Raw genomic sequence first — 15000 nt, 5'->3', positions numbered from 1 at the left:
CGTAGCACTCGGGGGTCGTTTGATGATGATTGTGCGTGCGGCGCGTGTCGCCGCACTTTATTGGTTTTGTAGTGTCGGCGCGGTCGTGGCGCAGGATGTAACGTTGATTTCCCGTGATGGCGACGTGGAAATTTCGGGTGATTTGCTGGGTTTTGACGGTGAATTTTACCGTGTCCAGACGATCTATGGCGAATTGACTGTCGACGGCTCGGGGGTGCGCTGCGAGGGGCCGGGCTGTCCTAACCTTGAAAGCTATGTCGCGCGCGTTGGATTTTCCGGTGCGCCAACCATTGGACGGGTTTTAATGCCTGCCCTGCTTGAAGCATTTGCCTTGCGTCATCAATACGACCTAACCCGCGAAACTCTCGATGATGACCGGTTTGTGTATATCCTTTCCAATCCTGAAACAGCCACCGTGTTGGGTGAATTTACGTTGCGATTGTCCAACACAGATGAAGGGTTTGCCGACCTTCTGGCCAATGAGGCCGATATCGTCATGTCGGTGCGCGAAGTGCGACAGTCCGAGCGCCAACGCGCCCGCGAGGCAGGCTTGGGTGACCTGTCCGCACGCGGCCGCAGCCGCATTGTGGCGTTGGACGCGCTTGTTCCGGTCGTGGCGCCCAGCAATCCTGTTCAAAGGATCACAACGCCGCAACTGGCGCGCGTTTTGTCTGGTGATATCGCAAGCTGGGCCGAATTGGGTGGGCCTGATGCCCCGATAACCGTTCATGTGCTTGATGGGGCGTCGGGTATTGGACAGGCAACGCAAGACAGGCTGTTGGCGCCGATTGACAAATCTATGTCTGACGCGGCTCAAGCGCATCCCGATGGTCCGACACTGGCGCAAGCCGTTGCTGGCGATCCATTTGGATTGGGTGTCACCAGCCGTTCGGAGTTGGGCAATACTTGGGAATTGGCGCTGGAAGGGGAGTGTGGTTTTGCACTTCGTGCGACACGGCGGGCCGTCAAAACCGAGGATTACCCACTTACGGCGCCGTTGTTTTTGTACATGCCCGCCCGCCGGTTTCCAAAATTGATGCGCGAGTTTTTGGCGTATTTGCGCGATCCATCCGCCCAATTGGTTATTCGCCGCGCTGGATTTGTTGACCGGGCACCAGAAGAGATTGCGATAAATGCCCAAGGTGACAGGTTTGCAAATGCCATCGCCCGCGCCGGACCCGAAATAGATTTATCCGAACTGCAAAGAATGGTGCGGATTTTGGCGCCATTGCGACGTCTGACAACAACGTTTCGGTTCGAGGCAGGATCGGCAGGGTTGGATGCACAGTCGCGATCAAACGTGCAACAATTGGCGCGCGCTTTGGAGTTGGGGCTATATGATGCGCGCCGTTTGGTGTTTGTGGGGTTCAGTGACGGCGAAGGCCCTGCAGGGCCGAACAAAGCGATTGCAATGCGCCGGGCCGAGGCCGTGCGCCGCGCTGTGACGACAGCCGCGGAAACCGCGAATCTGGATCGCATAACACTGGAAACTGACGCCTTTGGCGAAGCGATGCCCATGGCCTGCGACGATAGCGAATGGGGCCGACAGGTAAATCGCCGGGTCGAGGTGTGGGTGCGTTAAAGATATCCTTCTGCGCGAAAGCTGACCTCACAGGATTTCCCGATGATGAGGTGATCATGCAATGCGATACCAAGCGCATCCGCCGCGATGCGAATTTGGTGGGTCATGCTGATATCGGCATCAGATGGGGTGGGGTCGCCCGAAGGATGATTATGCACCAAGATCAAAGCACTGGCATTCAGGTGCAACGCCCGTTTGACCACTTCGCGCGGGTATACCGGAACGTGATCAACTGTGCCGTCCGCTTGTTTTTCATCCGCAATCAGTACGTTTTTGCGATCAAGGTAAAACACTCTGAATTGTTCGACATTTTGATGCGCCATGGTGGTGTGGCAATAATCAAGCAACGAATCCCAAGACGAGATGACCTGTCGCTGCAAAATGCGGGCGCGCGATAGACGATGGGCCGCCGCTTCGATGATCTTAAGCTCGCACACAACCGCGTCCCCGACGCCTGCAACCTCGGCCAGATGGTCAGGCGGTGCCGACACAACGCTGTTAAAGTCACCAAATTTCTGCAACAGCTGATGCGCCAGAGGTTTAACATCGCGCCTTGGAATGGCCCGGAACAGCACCAGTTCCAACAGTTCGTAATCTGGTAGTGCTTGTGGTCCCCCGGACAAAAACCTGTCGCGCAGCCGCTTGCGGTGGTCTTTGATATATGACGGCAGGCGTTTGCCTTGCGGCACATGTTGTGCCGCAGCTTCATCCCCGCTGAACAGCGGAAGAGCGCGTTCGTTAAATGAACAAGGATCGGTCATGCCGATTAGCCTGACGCAGCCGGGTTAGGGATTGGTTAACAACGGGCCAATCTTCGTATCTGGGGCAGAGGGGCTGCCAAGGCGCAAAGAAAAGGGGCGCGCCAAACAAGCACGCCCCTGACTATTTCTAATTGGAAGCCCTTAAGAGACTGATGTCAGCCTTTCATGCCATCCCAAAAGCTTTTCACCGAAGAGAAAAAGCTTTTGCTTTCGGGATTGTTGTCTTCTGACAAAGCCTCGAATTCGCGCAACAGTTCTTTTTGGCGCGATGTGAGGTTCACGGGTGTCTCTACGGCCAGTTCAATGAACATGTCGCCGCTGCCGCCACCACGCAATGCGGGCATCCCTTTGTTCCGCAATCGCATCTGGCGACCTGATTGCGACCCGCAGGGAATCTTGACGCGGCTGCGGCCACCATCAATTGTCGGAACTTCGATGTCACCGCCAAGGGCGGCGGTGGTCATCGAAACAGGGACGCGGCAGAACAGGTTCGTATCTTCGCGCTCGAAAATATCATGCTTGGCGACTTCTATAAAGATATAGAGGTCTCCGGCTGGTCCGCCGCGCATTCCGGCCTCGCCCTCGCCGGCAAGCCGGATACGTGTCCCGGTTTCAACGCCAGCAGGGATATTTACGTTGAGTGCGCGTGTCTTTTCAATCCGCCCCTGTCCGTGGCAGGTGTTGCAGGGGTTCTTGATGATCTGGCCCAGCCCCGAGCAGGTTGGACAGGTGCGTTCCACCGTGAAGAAGCCTTGCTGTGCGCGCACCTTGCCCATGCCGGAACATGTTGGGCATGTGGTGGGCTCTGCACCGCCTTCGGCACCTGATCCGTTGCAGGAATCGCATTGCACGGCAGTCGGGACGTTGATCGACTTTTGAAGGCCGTTATAGGCCTCTTCCAGAGTGATCCGGAGATTGTAGCGCAGGTCTGATCCGCGCGCGGCCCTTTGCCGCCCGCCGCCTGCGCGTCCGCCACCCATAAAGTCGCCAAACAGGTCGTCGAATACATCCGAAAAGGCCGATGCAAAATCGCCCTGACCTGGACCCCCGCCATATCCGCCGCCCGGACGTTGGCCACCACCGCCCATGCCGCCTTCGAAGGCCGCATGCCCAAAGCGATCATAGGCCGCCTTTTTTTCGGGGTCTTTCAGAACGTCATAGGCTTCGCCAGCTTCTTTGAACTGCGCCTCGGATTCAGGATTGTCTTTGTTGCGGTCGGGGTGAAGTTCCTTGGCCTTTTTCCGGTAGGCCTTTTTGATCTCGTCCTCCGACGCGCCCTTGGATATGCCGAGCACTTCGTAATAGTCGCGTTTGGCCATCGGGGATCTCCTTTTGTTGGAACATGCGGGGCCGGCCCAGTTATTGGACCGGCCCCAATGGTCCCGTCAGGCGCCTTACGAGCGCTTGTCGTCGTCCAGGTCCTCGAAGTCGGCGTCGACGATGTCTTCGTCACCCGACCCGGCACCTTCATCAGCGGCAGACGGCTCACTGCCGCCTTCGTCGGCCTGCGCTTTGTAGATCGCTTCGCCCAGCTTCATGGCCGCTTCGGTCACGTTCTGAATGCCCGACTTGATCTTTTCAGCGGTCGCATCGTCTTTCTCAAGATCGTCTTTCAGCGCCGCGATGGACAGTTCGATCGCTTCAACGGTGGTTGGGTCAACCTTGTCGCTGTGTTCTTCCACCGACTTCTCCGTCGAATGAATCAGGCTTTCGGCCTGGTTCTTGGCTTCGATCAGTTCACGACGCGCCTTGTCAGCGTCGGCGTTTTCCTCGGCCTCTTTGACCATCTTTTCGATGTCATCATCACTTAGGCCGCCAGACGCCTGAATGGTGATTTTTTGCTCTTTGTTGGTGCCCTTGTCTTTGGCAGATACAGAAACGATACCGTTGGCGTCGATGTCGAATGTCACCTCGATCTGGGGCATGCCGCGCGGTGCTGGCGGGATGTTTTCAAGGTTGAACTGACCCAGCAACTTGTTGTCTGCGGCCATTTCACGCTCGCCTTGGAACACCCGGATCGTCACGGCACCTTGGTTATCCTCGGCGGTCGAGAAGATCTGCGATTTGTTGGTCGGGATCGTGGTGTTGCGGTCGATCAGGCGTGTGAAGACACCGCCAAGCGTTTCGATCCCAAGCGAGAGCGGCGTCACGTCGAGCAGAACAACATCCTTGACGTCGCCTTGCAGAACACCGGCCTGAATGGCGGCGCCCATGGCGACAACCTCGTCCGGGTTCACACCCTTATGGGGTTCTTTGCCAAAGAACTTGGTAACCTCTTCGACCACCTTGGGCATGCGGGTCATGCCGCCGACCAAAACGATCTCGTCGACTTCGTTGGCCGAAAGGCCCGCATCCTTGAGAGCGGCGCCACAGGGCTTCATCGATGCTTTGATCAAGTCGCCAACAAGGCTTTCCAGCTTGGCACGGGTCAGCTTGATGACCATGTGCAGCGGCTGACCGTCTGAGCCCATCGAGATGAACGGCTGGTTGATCTCGGTTTGCGAGCTGCTGGACAGTTCGATCTTGGCTTTTTCAGCGGCCTCTTTCAGGCGCTGCAATGCCATCTTGTCTTTGGTCAGATCGACGCCGTTTTCTTTTTTGAACTCGTCCGCAAGATAGTTGACGATCCGCATATCAAAGTCTTCGCCGCCAAGGAAGGTATCGCCGTTGGTGGCTTTGACTTCGAACAGGCCGTCGTCGATTTCAAGGATGGTCACGTCGAACGTGCCGCCGCCAAGGTCATAAACGGCGATGGTGTGCGTGTTTTCCTTGTCCAGACCGTAGGCCAGCGCGGCAGCCGTCGGTTCGTTGATGATGCGCAGCACCTCAAGCCCGGCAATCTTGCCTGCGTCTTTCGTGGCCTGCCGCTGAGCGTCATTGAAGTAAGCCGGCACGGTGATGACGGCCTGTGTCACGTCTTCGCCCAGATAGCTTTCGGCAGTTTCCTTCATTTTGCCAAGGATGAAGGCCGAAATCTGCGAGGGGCTGTATTTTTCGCCGCGGGCTTCGACCCACGCATCGCCGTTGCCGCCATCAATGACGTTGAACGGCATGTTTTTCTTGTCCTTGGCCAAATCCGCATCGTCTTCGCGGCGACCAATCAGGCGCTTGACGCCGAAAATGGTGTTTTCCGGGTTGGTGACAGCCTGCCGTTTTGCGGGCTGACCGACAAGGCGTTCGCCTTCGGCAAACGCAACGATGGACGGTGTGGTGCGCGCCCCTTCCGAGTTTTCGATGACGCGGGCCTGACTGCCGTCCATGATAGCGACGCAGCTGTTGGTGGTCCCAAGGTCAATACCGATCACTTTAGACATGTTTTTCGATCCCTTCGTTTTCAAGGCGATGTTCCGGACGCCCGGCCCATTATGGCACCGACCCCCCGATGGTTGGGCGGCCCCGGACAGAACTGGCCGGGTTCCGCGCTTTGCGGGTATATAGGCAGGGGAAACTGCCCCTGCAAGCACAGTAGGAGTTTGGATATGCCTATTTTTCGCATAATTCTTGGCAGGCAACATTTGATCAGGGGGCAGTATGGCGAATACGGTGCTTAGGATCCGAGGGATCGACATTTACAAGGAATATCTAACGCCGGATCGGCAGGCCGAATTGGTTGACGATATTCGGCAGGTCGTGCGGCGTGCGCCCTTTGCCCACCCGGTGACGCCCGGAGGACGGCGCATGTCGGTCAAGATGACGTCGGCGGGGCGATTTGGCTGGGTGACCGATCAATCCGGCTATCGCTACGAGAGGCGGCAAGCCAATGATGATCCTTGGCCCGAGATTCCCGAGGCCGTGTTGCGCATTTGGGCGGATCTGGTCAGTGCCAGTCGCGGCCCGGATTGCTGCTTGGTCAATTTTTATACCGATACGGCAAAGATGGGGATGCATCAGGACAAGGACGAGGCCGATTTTCGGTGGCCCGTTCTGTCTATTTCGCTTGGTGATGCCGCGCTGTTTCGGATTGGCAACCTGACGCGCGGCGGCAAGACCGAGTCCCTTTGGCTTGAATCCGGCGATGTCATGGTCATGGGAGGGGATGCGCGACTGACCTATCACGGGATCGACAGGATTAGGCCGGGGTCATCAAGAGTGTTGCCGCATGGTGGCCGGATTAACCTGACATTGCGCGTCGTGGAATGACACCTGACATCTAGCGGCGTGCATCCCAGCTTTTGGATGCATATTGCCGCGTGTAAAACTCGCCCATCATGCCAATGACAAGCAAGGTCACCCCGACGATCAACGGATATTCATACGAGGAGTTGCGCGGGAAGTAGTTTACGAAGGTGAAGCCGCGGCATTGATCAATCGCGTGAAACAACGGATTCCAGTCGAACATCGTCAGCATGAACGATGGAAGAGAGTTGGCCACGAACATCTTGCCCGAAGCAATCATGTTGGCGCGTTGGTAGATCGTGGTGAAAATCTCTACAAATGCTGGAAACCACGGCTTGATCGCAAGCAACACCAATCCAATCGATACGCCGGTAAACCATGACAGCAGTAGCATCCCAAAGGCCGGAATAGGTTCGGCAATTTCAAACGGTGTGACCGCGACATGATAGGTAAACAAGATAACGGTGACCGACAGAACCTGAATGTAAAGAGAGCCAAGCGCCGCTGCGGCAACCGAAATCACAGTGTTCATGGGGGCATGTTGCATCATCGGCGATGAGGGCCCCTCGGCCCCGACAACCGCGCCAAGCGCCTTGATGTGTGTCAGGAACAGAAAAATACCCGACATCATGTAAAGCAAAAAATCGCCGCGCAATTTGGCACCGCGCAGGCCAAGAACCGAGAACATCAAATAGAAAGCCATAACAAAGATCACGGCTTGCAAAATGTTGTTGATCAGGGCGAAAAACGCGTTCCCATGGGTCTTTCGCACGCTGCGCACGGTTGAGTGATAGATCAGCTCAAGCGTCGAGATCGCCGATTGCTTTTGGGAGTCGTCTTTTGAAACATAGCCTCACCTGACCGGCACTTTTGTGGGTTTCTGACACGGATTTCTTGCTGATCCGTTAGTTGCATACCATAAGGGGAGCCAATCGTTGGATCAACACACGCTATTTTCAACGTGTGCGCAAGAGTGAACAGGAGTGGTACCTTGAATTATGAGCGACTGGAGCAAACCATGCGCCAACTGGCCCTTCAGGCCGGTGATCGGATTATGGACATTTATAATTCAGAAGATTTTGACGTAAAAGTAAAGTCTGATGACAGCCCGGTCACCGAGGCGGATGAGGCCGCTGATGCCCTGATTTCAGAGGGTTTGCGCCGCGCCTTTCCCGATATGGCCCTTGTCACCGAGGAACAAGCCAATTCGCACACGCAAAAGGTCGATACCTTCCTGATCGTTGATCCTTTGGACGGCACCAAGGAATTCATCCACCGCCGGGGCGATTTTACGGTCAATATCGCTTACGTGGAAAACGGCGTGCCGGTGCGCGGCGTCGTTTATGCGCCGGCAAAAGGGCGCATGTTCTATACCCGCGCCGATGGTGTTTCCGTTGAAGAGGATGGACCTTTCGACAAGGACACCCCCGGCACCTTGCGCCCGATACAGGTTGCACAGCCGAACAACGATTCGCTTATGGTCGTGGCAAGCAAATCGCACCGCGATCAAGCCACGGATGACTATATCGGCAAATATAGCGTCAAGGACATGACCAGTGCGGGCTCGTCCTTGAAGTTTTGTCTGGTCGCGACAGGCGAAGCAGATATTTACCCGCGCGTCGGCCGCACGATGGAGTGGGACACGGCCGCCGGGCAAGCGGTGTTGCACGGTGCAGGTGGTCAGGTGGTGCAGTTCCAAGACCACGCGCCGCTACGCTACGGCAAAGACGGTTTCGCCAATCCGTTTTTCATCGCCTATGCCCCCGGTGTCGAGTTGCAGGAGGCCTGATGCAGCCCCTTATCGTTATCCCGGCGCGCTATGCATCAACCCGTTATCCGGGCAAACCCTTGGTCGAGTTGACGGGCGCAACCGGGGCAAAGAAAAGCCTGATCCAAAGAAGCTGGGACGCGGCCAAGCAGGTGGCGGGCAATCCGCGCGTGGTGGTTGCGACGGATGATGATCGCATCCGCGACGCAGCGGAAGCTTTTGGTGCCGAGGTTGTTATGACCTCCCCGTCATGTCGCAACGGCACCGAGCGTTGCGCCGAGGCGCATACCGTTCTGGGCGGATCTTATGAGGTGATTGTCAATCTTCAGGGTGACGCCCCACTGACGCCGCATTGGTTTGTCGAAGCCCTGATAGACGAACTATCAAACGATCCCGCTGCAGGCATGGCAACACCTGTTTTGCGCTGTGACGGGCGGGCTTTGAACGGGTTCCTTGAAGATCGCCAAGAGGGGCGTGTGGGTGGAACGACTGCGGTTTTCGATGCTGTGCATCATGCGCTGTATTTTTCAAAAGAGGTGATCCCGTTCACATCGCGCACTTATGCCGATGATGAGGCGACGCCGGTCTTTCATCATGTCGGTGTCTATGCCTATCGCGCGCACGCTTTGAAAGACTACCTTGGCTGGTTCGAAGGTCCGCTGGAAACGCTTGAAGGTTTGGAACAGCTGAGATTCATGGAGAACGGTGCGCCGGTGCGCTGTGTCGAAGTGAATGCACGCGATCGTCAATTCTGGGAGTTGAACAACCCTCAGGATGTGGCGAAGATCGAAGCGATGATGGCGGAGATGGGATTAGAGTAAAATTCAGGTTGGATCGGCTGTCGTCATGCGGTGATGTGCAAATTCTAATTCCCGTTAAATGCGAAGTTTCAGTTTACGATTCAGCCAATTTATCGCATGTAGGGTGAATTAGTCAGCGTTGTCTGGTTGAGCGGTGAAGGGCAGTCAGGAGTGGTCATGCGTAAAAAGGTTACCAAAGCGATTTTTCCAGTGGCAGGATTGGGCACGCGTTTTTTGCCTGCAACCAAATCTGTCCCCAAGGAAATCATGACATTGGTAGACCGGCCATTGGTGCAATACGCGATTGATGAAGCGCGGGCCGCCGGGATCAAGGAATTTATCTTTGTCACGTCCAGAGGCAAAAGTGCGCTAGAGGACTATTTCGATCTTGCTCCGCAGCTTGAACAGGAACTGCGCAAAAAGGGCAAAGACGATCTTCTCAAGATTCTCAAATCGACAAACATGGATAGTGGTGAAATCGCCTATCTACGACAGCACAAACCCCTTGGGCTTGGGCACGCGGTATGGTGCGCCCGGCATCTGATCGCGAACGAGCCGTTTGCCGTGCTTTTGCCGGATGACGTTATTGCCGCCGACAAACCGTGTCTGGCCCAGATGGTCGAAGCCTTTGAAGAAACCCAAGGCAACATCGTTGCCGCCATGGAGGTGCCAGACGACAAGGCATCGTCTTATGGCGTTCTGGATATCAAGGAAGATATGGGGCGGATTGTTTCAACCAACGGCATGGTCGAAAAGCCACCGATGGGCCAAGCGCCGTCGAACCTTGCCGTGATCGGACGCTATATTCTGACGCCACGGGTGCTTCAGCAGTTGAACAGAAAGAAAACAGGTGCCGGCGGCGAAATCCAGTTGACGGATGCCATCTCGGATGCACGCGAAGCCGGGGACGAGGTGTTCGGGTTCCGATTTGATGGAACGCGCTTCGATTGCGGGTCCAAGGCTGGATTTTTGCAAGCCACGGTGTCCTTCGCACTCCAACGCGATGACCTGCGCGATGACCTCTACGGATATCTAAGCGAGATCCTGTCCGCTGATAAAGCTGCGCAGTAAAAATCGGGGGACGATGTGTCCAATATACTGGTGACAGGCGGGGCGGGTTATATCGGCTCGCATGCGTGCAAGGCGCTCAAGGCTGCGGGCTATACGCCGGTAACCTACGACAATCTTAGCACCGGGTGGGAAGATGCGGCAAAGTTCGGGCCGTTTGAACAAGGTGATCTGACGGATCGAGACCGCTTGGATCAGATTTTTGCGGCCTACCAACCCACGGCGATCCTGCACTTTGCCGCCTTAAGCCAAGTGGGCGAAAGCATGCGCGATCCTGGCATGTACTGGCACAACAATGTTTCGGGGTCGCTGACGTTGTTTCAGGCTGCGGTTGCGGCCGGTTGCTTGAATGTCGTTTTTTCGTCAACCTGTGCCACCTATGGGGATCAGGATAATGTCGTTCTGGACGAAAACAGCGCCCAGCATCCGATTAACGCATATGGCGCGTCAAAGCGCGCAATCGAAGATATGCTGCGGGACTTTCAAAACGCCTATGGCTTGAATCACGTTATTTTCCGTTACTTCAACGTGGCCGGTGCCGACCCCGATGCAGAAGTGGGCGAATTTCATCAGCCTGAAACGCATCTGATCCCGCTGATCCTCGATGCCATCGATGGAAAGCGCGATGCGCTGACGATTTTCGGAACGGATTACGACACACAAGATGGCACCTGCATTCGTGACTATGTCCATGTGATGGATTTGGTGGATGCCCATATTTTGGGCTTGAAGTGGCTGGAAGACTCCAAGGGCTGCGACGTGTTCAACCTTGGGACCGGGACTGGATTTTCTGTTCGGGAAGTGATGCAGCAAGCACAGGCTGTCACCGGCAAAGATGTGCCTTTTATCGAAGGCCCGCGTCGTCCGGGCGATTGTACAAAACTGGTCTCGGGCTCTGACCGGGCCGAGGCCGATCTGGGCTGGACGCCCAAACGCTCGACCTTGGAGCATATGATCGGAGACGCGTGGCGGTGGCATCAAACTGGACATTATGTGAAATAACACCGAGTCTGCCTGCCATAACGCGGACGGGGCGGATCATCAGGCATGGAGTGGTTGAAAAAGGCGGCACAAGCATACCGGCTGCGTTGGAAGCGCCGCCGCTTTCTGGCCCGCGCCGTGCGCAAGCGCCGCGAATTGTGCTGTGTGAAAAACCGTACAAATCAGATTGCACCTGATGCTATTCTTGGCTTTTGCACGATGCGCAACGAAATGTTGCGGTTGCCGTATTTTCTCGACCACTACAGGCGTTTGGGCGTCGTGCATTTTCTGATCGTCGACAATGACAGTGATGACGGTACGCTTGAGTATCTCGGGACTCAGCCTGACGTTTCGCTTTGGCATACAAAACACAGCTACAAGTCTTCGCGCTTTGGGGTTGATTGGCTGACATGGCTGCAAATGCGCTATGCCCACGGTCATTGGTGCCTGACCGTCGATGCGGATGAGATATTGGTTTATCCCCATTACGAAACCCGCCCCTTGCCTGCCCTGACAAATTGGCTGGACCGCCGTGGGCGGCGGTCAATGGGGGCCTTGATGCTGGATATGTATCCCAAAGGCCCCGTGCAGGATCATCCCTATGCCGCAGGCGATGATCCCTTTCGCACATTGTGCTGGTTCGATGCGGGCAATTACGTGATCCAGAAAAAGCCAGATCTTGGGAGTTTATGGATCCAAGGCGGCCCGCGTGCGCGCTGCTTTTTCGCCGACAATCCCCGCCGGGCGCCAACGATGGGAAAGGTTCCGCTGGTGAAATGGCATTGGCGTTATGCTTATGTCAGTTCGGCGCATTCGCTTTTGCCCAAACGATTGAACCATACGTATTGCGAAAACGGGGGCGAGATATTTTCGGGTATTTTGTTACATACGAAATTTTTGCAGGTCATCGTTGATAAATCCGCCGAGGAAAAAAGCCGACAAGAGCATTTTGCCAACAGCACCCTTTATGATGCATACTATGACCGCTTGATCGAAAATCCCAACCTTTGGTCTGAAGGATCGACTAGATTGATCAGTTGGCGGCAATTGGAGGCCATGGGCCTGATGTCAAAGGAAGATTGGGTTTGACGTGAAGGCGTGAAACAACATTACGTTGTTGCGTAGTATTGTTTTCTGTTTGGAAAAATAATGTGTTAATCGTCAGCCTGCTACACATCACAGTGCGTTAATCGGGCAAAGGGGTAAGGCGTGAGCTTGGTTCAATCATATCGTATGCGTCTGAAACGCAAGCGGGCCAAGATTAGGGCGTGGCGCAAGCATTTTTCGTTGCGTTCCGTTTCCGACAGAACAAACAAGATCAAGCCCGGCGATATTTTAGTGTTTTCGACCTTTCGGGACGAATATGTGCGGCTGCCGTATTTCATGGAATATTACCGCAATCTGGGCGTGTCGCATTTCCTTATGGTGGACAACGACAGTCAGGATGGCGGACGCGAATATCTGGCTGATCAGCCAGACGTATCTTTGTGGACAACCAAGGCCAGCTACAAAAATGCACGTTTCGGCGTGGATTGGCTCAATTGGTTGCAGGCGAAATATGGTGACGGTCATTGGATCCTTGTGGTCGATCCGGATGAATTCTTTGTCTACCCTTTTTGCGATACACGCCCGATCCGCGCCTTGACAGATTGGCTGGACGTGTCGCACCTGCGGTCCTTCGGTGCGATGCTGCTGGATATGTATCCCAAGGGGCGCATGGATGCGGTGCGCTATCTTCCCGGCCAAAACCCGATCGAAATTGCGTCTTGGTTTGATCCTGGGAATTACGTGATCCAGAAAAACGGCGCCTTTGGAAATCTGTGGATACAGGGCGGGCCGCGGGCGCGCGTTTTTTTCGCCGATAAGCCCAAAAAGGCCCCTGCCTTGAACAAGGTGCCGCTGGTCAAATGGGATCGGCGCTATGCGTTTGTCAGTTCAACACATATGCTGCTGCCGCGCGGTTTGAATCAAACGTACGATACATTGGGCGGCGAAAAAGCCAGCGGCGTTTTGCTGCATGCCAAGTTTCTGGATACCTTCGCCCACAAGGCCGAAGAAGAGCTTGACCGCAAGCAGCATTATGCGGCCAGCGTTGAATATCAGTCGTATTACGACAACCTGCATGACAACCCAGACCTTTGGTGCAAATGGTCGGAAAAATATATAAACTGGCGCCAATTGGAAATCCTTGGGCTGATGTCCAAAGGAAACTGGGCTTGAGGGAAGGGCAGTAAAGGGTGAGTGTCGGTATCATCATGTTGGTGCACACGGCCTTTGACCGGGCCGAACAGGTGGCGCGGCATTGGGCGGCATCGGGCTGTCCTTTGGTGATCCGTTCCGCGTGATGTCTTTAACGCTTTTACCAAGGCGTTGTCCGATTTGCCGGATGTGCGTTACAGCAAACGCCACCGCTGTGAATGGGGCACGTGGGGGTTGGTTGCCGCCACCCAAGGCGCGGCCGAGTTGATGCTGCAAGAGTTTCCCGATGTCCGTCATGTCTATTTGGCGTCAGGCTCATGCCTTCCGCTGCGTCCGGTGCAGGAATTGAAGGACTATCTGGCCGACAGGCCAAATACGGATTTCATTGAATCGGCAACAACTGCCGATGTTCCTTGGACGATCGGTGGTTTGGACCATGAAAGGTTCACCCTGCGATTCCCGTTTTCATGGCGCAAAAATCGGTTTTTGTTCGACCGTTACGTCGCCCTTCAGCGCAGGATGGGCTACAAACGCCATATTCCCAATGGCATCGTGCCCCATATGGGCAGCCAATGGTGGTGCCTGACCCGGCAGACGTTGTCAGCGATCCTGTCAGATCCGGAGCGCGATATTTATGATCGCTATTTCAAGCGTGTCTGGATTCCGGATGAAAGCTATTTTCAGACATTGGCGCGCCAATACTCACGCCAGATCGAAAGCCGCTCGCTGACGCTTTCGAAGTTCGATTATCAGGGAAAGCCGCATATTTTCTACGATGATCACCTGCAATTGCTGCGGCGGTCTGATTGCTTTGTTGCGCGCAAGATTTGGCCATTCGCCAACCGTCTATACGATGCGTTCCTGACCGATAGTGCCGGCGCGATGAAGCGGACCGAACCAAATCCCGGCAAGATTGACCGCATCTTTTCCAAAGCGGTCGAACGCCGCACACTGGGGCGGCCCGGCCTTTACATGCAAAGCCGGTTCCCCGTTGAGGGCCGTGAAAATGGCCTGACATGCGCGCAGTATTCTGTTTTCGAAGGCTTCAGCGATCTCTTTGAGAACTTCGAATCTTGGCTGGCGCGGGTCACGGGAACGCGGGTGCATGGCCATCTGTTTGCGCCAGAACACGCCGAATTTGCTGACGGGCAAACCGTGGTAAACGGCGCGTTAAGCGATAGTGCCACCCTGCGCGATTATAATCCGCGGGCTTTTTTGACCAGCCTGATCTGGAACACGCGGGGCGAACGCCAGTGTTTTCAGGTCGGCCCCCAAGACACGATCAAAAATATCGAATGGGATATCGCCAAAGACCCCAATGCACAGATTTCCGTGATCAGCGGGGCTTGGGCCGTACCACTGTTCAAATCGAACCGAAATTTTTCTGAGATCAGGCAAGAAGCGGCGCGTTTGCAGCAAGCAGAAAGCAAGCATCTTGGCGTTCTTAGGTCACAATGGTCCAAGGCACGTATTCGGATTTGGACGATGGCAGATTTCATCGAAGCCCCGATGGAGCCTTTGCAAACCATCATTGATGAAATCGGCCAGCAGAATATGCGGGGCATTGCCGAGGTGCCGAAAATGGCCGAGCTGACCGGCTTTGGCCAATTCCTGCAAAATCTGAAAAACCAAGGGATGCATCCCTATCTGATGGGCGATTTCCCAGTGGCGCATGACCCGCACGAGCAGCAGAACAACAAACCAAAACCCTATTTGGTAAAGTAA

The 15000-nt window shown here is 55.3% G+C and carries 12 protein-coding genes and 1 pseudogene; 9 read left to right on the top strand and 4 right to left on the bottom strand.

The annotated features are described in order from the left end of the window. The first annotated feature begins 22 nt into the window (after window positions 1-22). Complete coding sequence (locus HAT86_RS01360; RefSeq protein WP_196780468.1) at window positions 23-1582, top strand: substrate-binding domain-containing protein; 1560 nt, start codon at window positions 23-25, stop codon at window positions 1580-1582. Here the strand turns inward: HAT86_RS01360 and radC are convergent. The 3 genes from radC to dnaK form a co-directional block, all read right to left on the bottom strand. Beyond that, entirely contained in the window at window positions 1579-2343 is a 765-nt protein-coding gene (gene radC / locus HAT86_RS01355; RefSeq protein ID WP_167192800.1) for a RadC family protein, read from the bottom strand. The genes HAT86_RS01360 and radC overlap by 4 nt on opposite strands. 155 nt (window positions 2344-2498) lie before the next feature. Continuing rightward, window positions 2499-3662: a molecular chaperone DnaJ gene (gene dnaJ / locus HAT86_RS01350; protein ID WP_167192799.1), complete on the bottom strand. Its 1164-nt coding sequence runs from the start codon at window positions 3660-3662 to the stop codon at window positions 2499-2501. Between the two features lie 75 nt (window positions 3663-3737). Beyond that, the gene (gene dnaK, locus HAT86_RS01345) at window positions 3738-5657 is read right to left on the bottom strand and encodes a molecular chaperone DnaK (RefSeq protein ID WP_167192798.1); all 1920 of its coding nucleotides are present in this window, start codon (window positions 5655-5657) and stop codon (window positions 3738-3740) included. Between the two features lie 217 nt (window positions 5658-5874). On the opposite strand from dnaK, the gene HAT86_RS01340 reads away from it, so the two are divergent. Then, window positions 5875-6483 (top strand): alpha-ketoglutarate-dependent dioxygenase AlkB family protein, encoded by a 609-nt coding sequence (locus tag HAT86_RS01340; RefSeq protein ID WP_167192797.1) that lies wholly within the window; start codon window positions 5875-5877, stop codon window positions 6481-6483. A 10-nt stretch (window positions 6484-6493) separates the two neighbouring features. Here HAT86_RS01340 and HAT86_RS01335 read toward each other — a convergent pair whose 3' ends face one another. After that, window positions 6494-7162, bottom strand: coding sequence for an ABC transporter permease (locus HAT86_RS01335; RefSeq protein WP_231125778.1), 669 nt, complete (start codon window positions 7160-7162; stop codon window positions 6494-6496). A 288-nt stretch (window positions 7163-7450) separates the two neighbouring features. Here HAT86_RS01335 and cysQ point away from each other — a divergent pair, with 288 nt between their 5' ends. The 7 genes and pseudogenes from cysQ to HAT86_RS01300 all read left to right on the top strand — a co-directional run bounded on the left by cysQ (window position 7451) and on the right by HAT86_RS01300 (window position 15000). Further along, window positions 7451-8248: a 3'(2'),5'-bisphosphate nucleotidase CysQ gene (gene cysQ / locus HAT86_RS01330; RefSeq protein ID WP_331272482.1), complete on the top strand. Its 798-nt coding sequence runs from the start codon at window positions 7451-7453 to the stop codon at window positions 8246-8248. Then, a complete protein-coding gene (locus HAT86_RS01325) occupies window positions 8248-9048 on the top strand; it encodes a 3-deoxy-manno-octulosonate cytidylyltransferase family protein (protein WP_167192796.1) in 801 nt (266 codons plus the stop codon). The genes cysQ and HAT86_RS01325 overlap by 1 nt, the downstream gene beginning before the upstream one ends. Before the next feature lie 156 nt (window positions 9049-9204). Beyond that, complete coding sequence (locus HAT86_RS01320) at window positions 9205-10098, top strand: UTP--glucose-1-phosphate uridylyltransferase (protein ID WP_167192795.1); 894 nt, start codon at window positions 9205-9207, stop codon at window positions 10096-10098. 15 nt (window positions 10099-10113) lie between these two features. After that, window positions 10114-11097, top strand: a complete 984-nt coding sequence (galE, locus tag HAT86_RS01315) for a UDP-glucose 4-epimerase GalE (RefSeq protein WP_167192794.1) — start codon at window positions 10114-10116, stop codon at window positions 11095-11097. A gap of 45 nt (window positions 11098-11142) precedes the next feature. Further along, complete coding sequence (locus tag HAT86_RS01310) at window positions 11143-12165, top strand: glycosyltransferase family 2 protein (RefSeq protein WP_167192793.1); 1023 nt, start codon at window positions 11143-11145, stop codon at window positions 12163-12165. A gap of 144 nt (window positions 12166-12309) precedes the next feature. Next, the gene (locus HAT86_RS01305; protein ID WP_167192980.1) at window positions 12310-13296 is read left to right on the top strand and encodes a glycosyltransferase family 2 protein; all 987 of its coding nucleotides are present in this window, start codon (window positions 12310-12312) and stop codon (window positions 13294-13296) included. 17 nt (window positions 13297-13313) lie between these two features. After that, a pseudogene (locus HAT86_RS01300) lies at window positions 13314-15000 on the top strand (DUF5927 domain-containing protein).

This window comes from Roseovarius gahaiensis (genome assembly GCF_011601345.1).
In the GTDB taxonomy this organism is placed as follows: Bacteria; Pseudomonadota; Alphaproteobacteria; order Rhodobacterales; family Rhodobacteraceae; genus Roseovarius; species Roseovarius gahaiensis.
Note: the sequence above shows the minus strand (reverse complement) of the source record. Positions and strands in the feature narration are given on the sequence as shown.

Coding starts and splice junctions, on each gene's coding strand:
- HAT86_RS01340 (WP_167192797.1), top strand. CDS start 5,875: ATGGCGAATACGGTGCTTAGGATCCGAGGGATCGACATTTACAAGGAA.
- dnaK (WP_167192798.1), bottom strand. CDS start 5,657: ATGTCTAAAGTGATCGGTATTGACCTTGGGACCACCAACAGCTGCGTC.
- HAT86_RS01360 (WP_196780468.1), top strand. CDS start 23: ATGATGATTGTGCGTGCGGCGCGTGTCGCCGCACTTTATTGGTTTTGT.
- dnaJ (WP_167192799.1), bottom strand. CDS start 3,662: ATGGCCAAACGCGACTATTACGAAGTGCTCGGCATATCCAAGGGCGCG.
- HAT86_RS01335 (WP_231125778.1), bottom strand. CDS start 7,162: ATGGCTTTCTATTTGATGTTCTCGGTTCTTGGCCTGCGCGGTGCCAAA.
- radC (WP_167192800.1), bottom strand. CDS start 2,343: ATGACCGATCCTTGTTCATTTAACGAACGCGCTCTTCCGCTGTTCAGC.
- HAT86_RS01305 (WP_167192980.1), top strand. CDS start 12,310: ATGCGTCTGAAACGCAAGCGGGCCAAGATTAGGGCGTGGCGCAAGCAT.
- HAT86_RS01310 (WP_167192793.1), top strand. CDS start 11,143: ATGGAGTGGTTGAAAAAGGCGGCACAAGCATACCGGCTGCGTTGGAAG.
- HAT86_RS01325 (WP_167192796.1), top strand. CDS start 8,248: ATGCAGCCCCTTATCGTTATCCCGGCGCGCTATGCATCAACCCGTTAT.
- HAT86_RS01320 (WP_167192795.1), top strand. CDS start 9,205: ATGCGTAAAAAGGTTACCAAAGCGATTTTTCCAGTGGCAGGATTGGGC.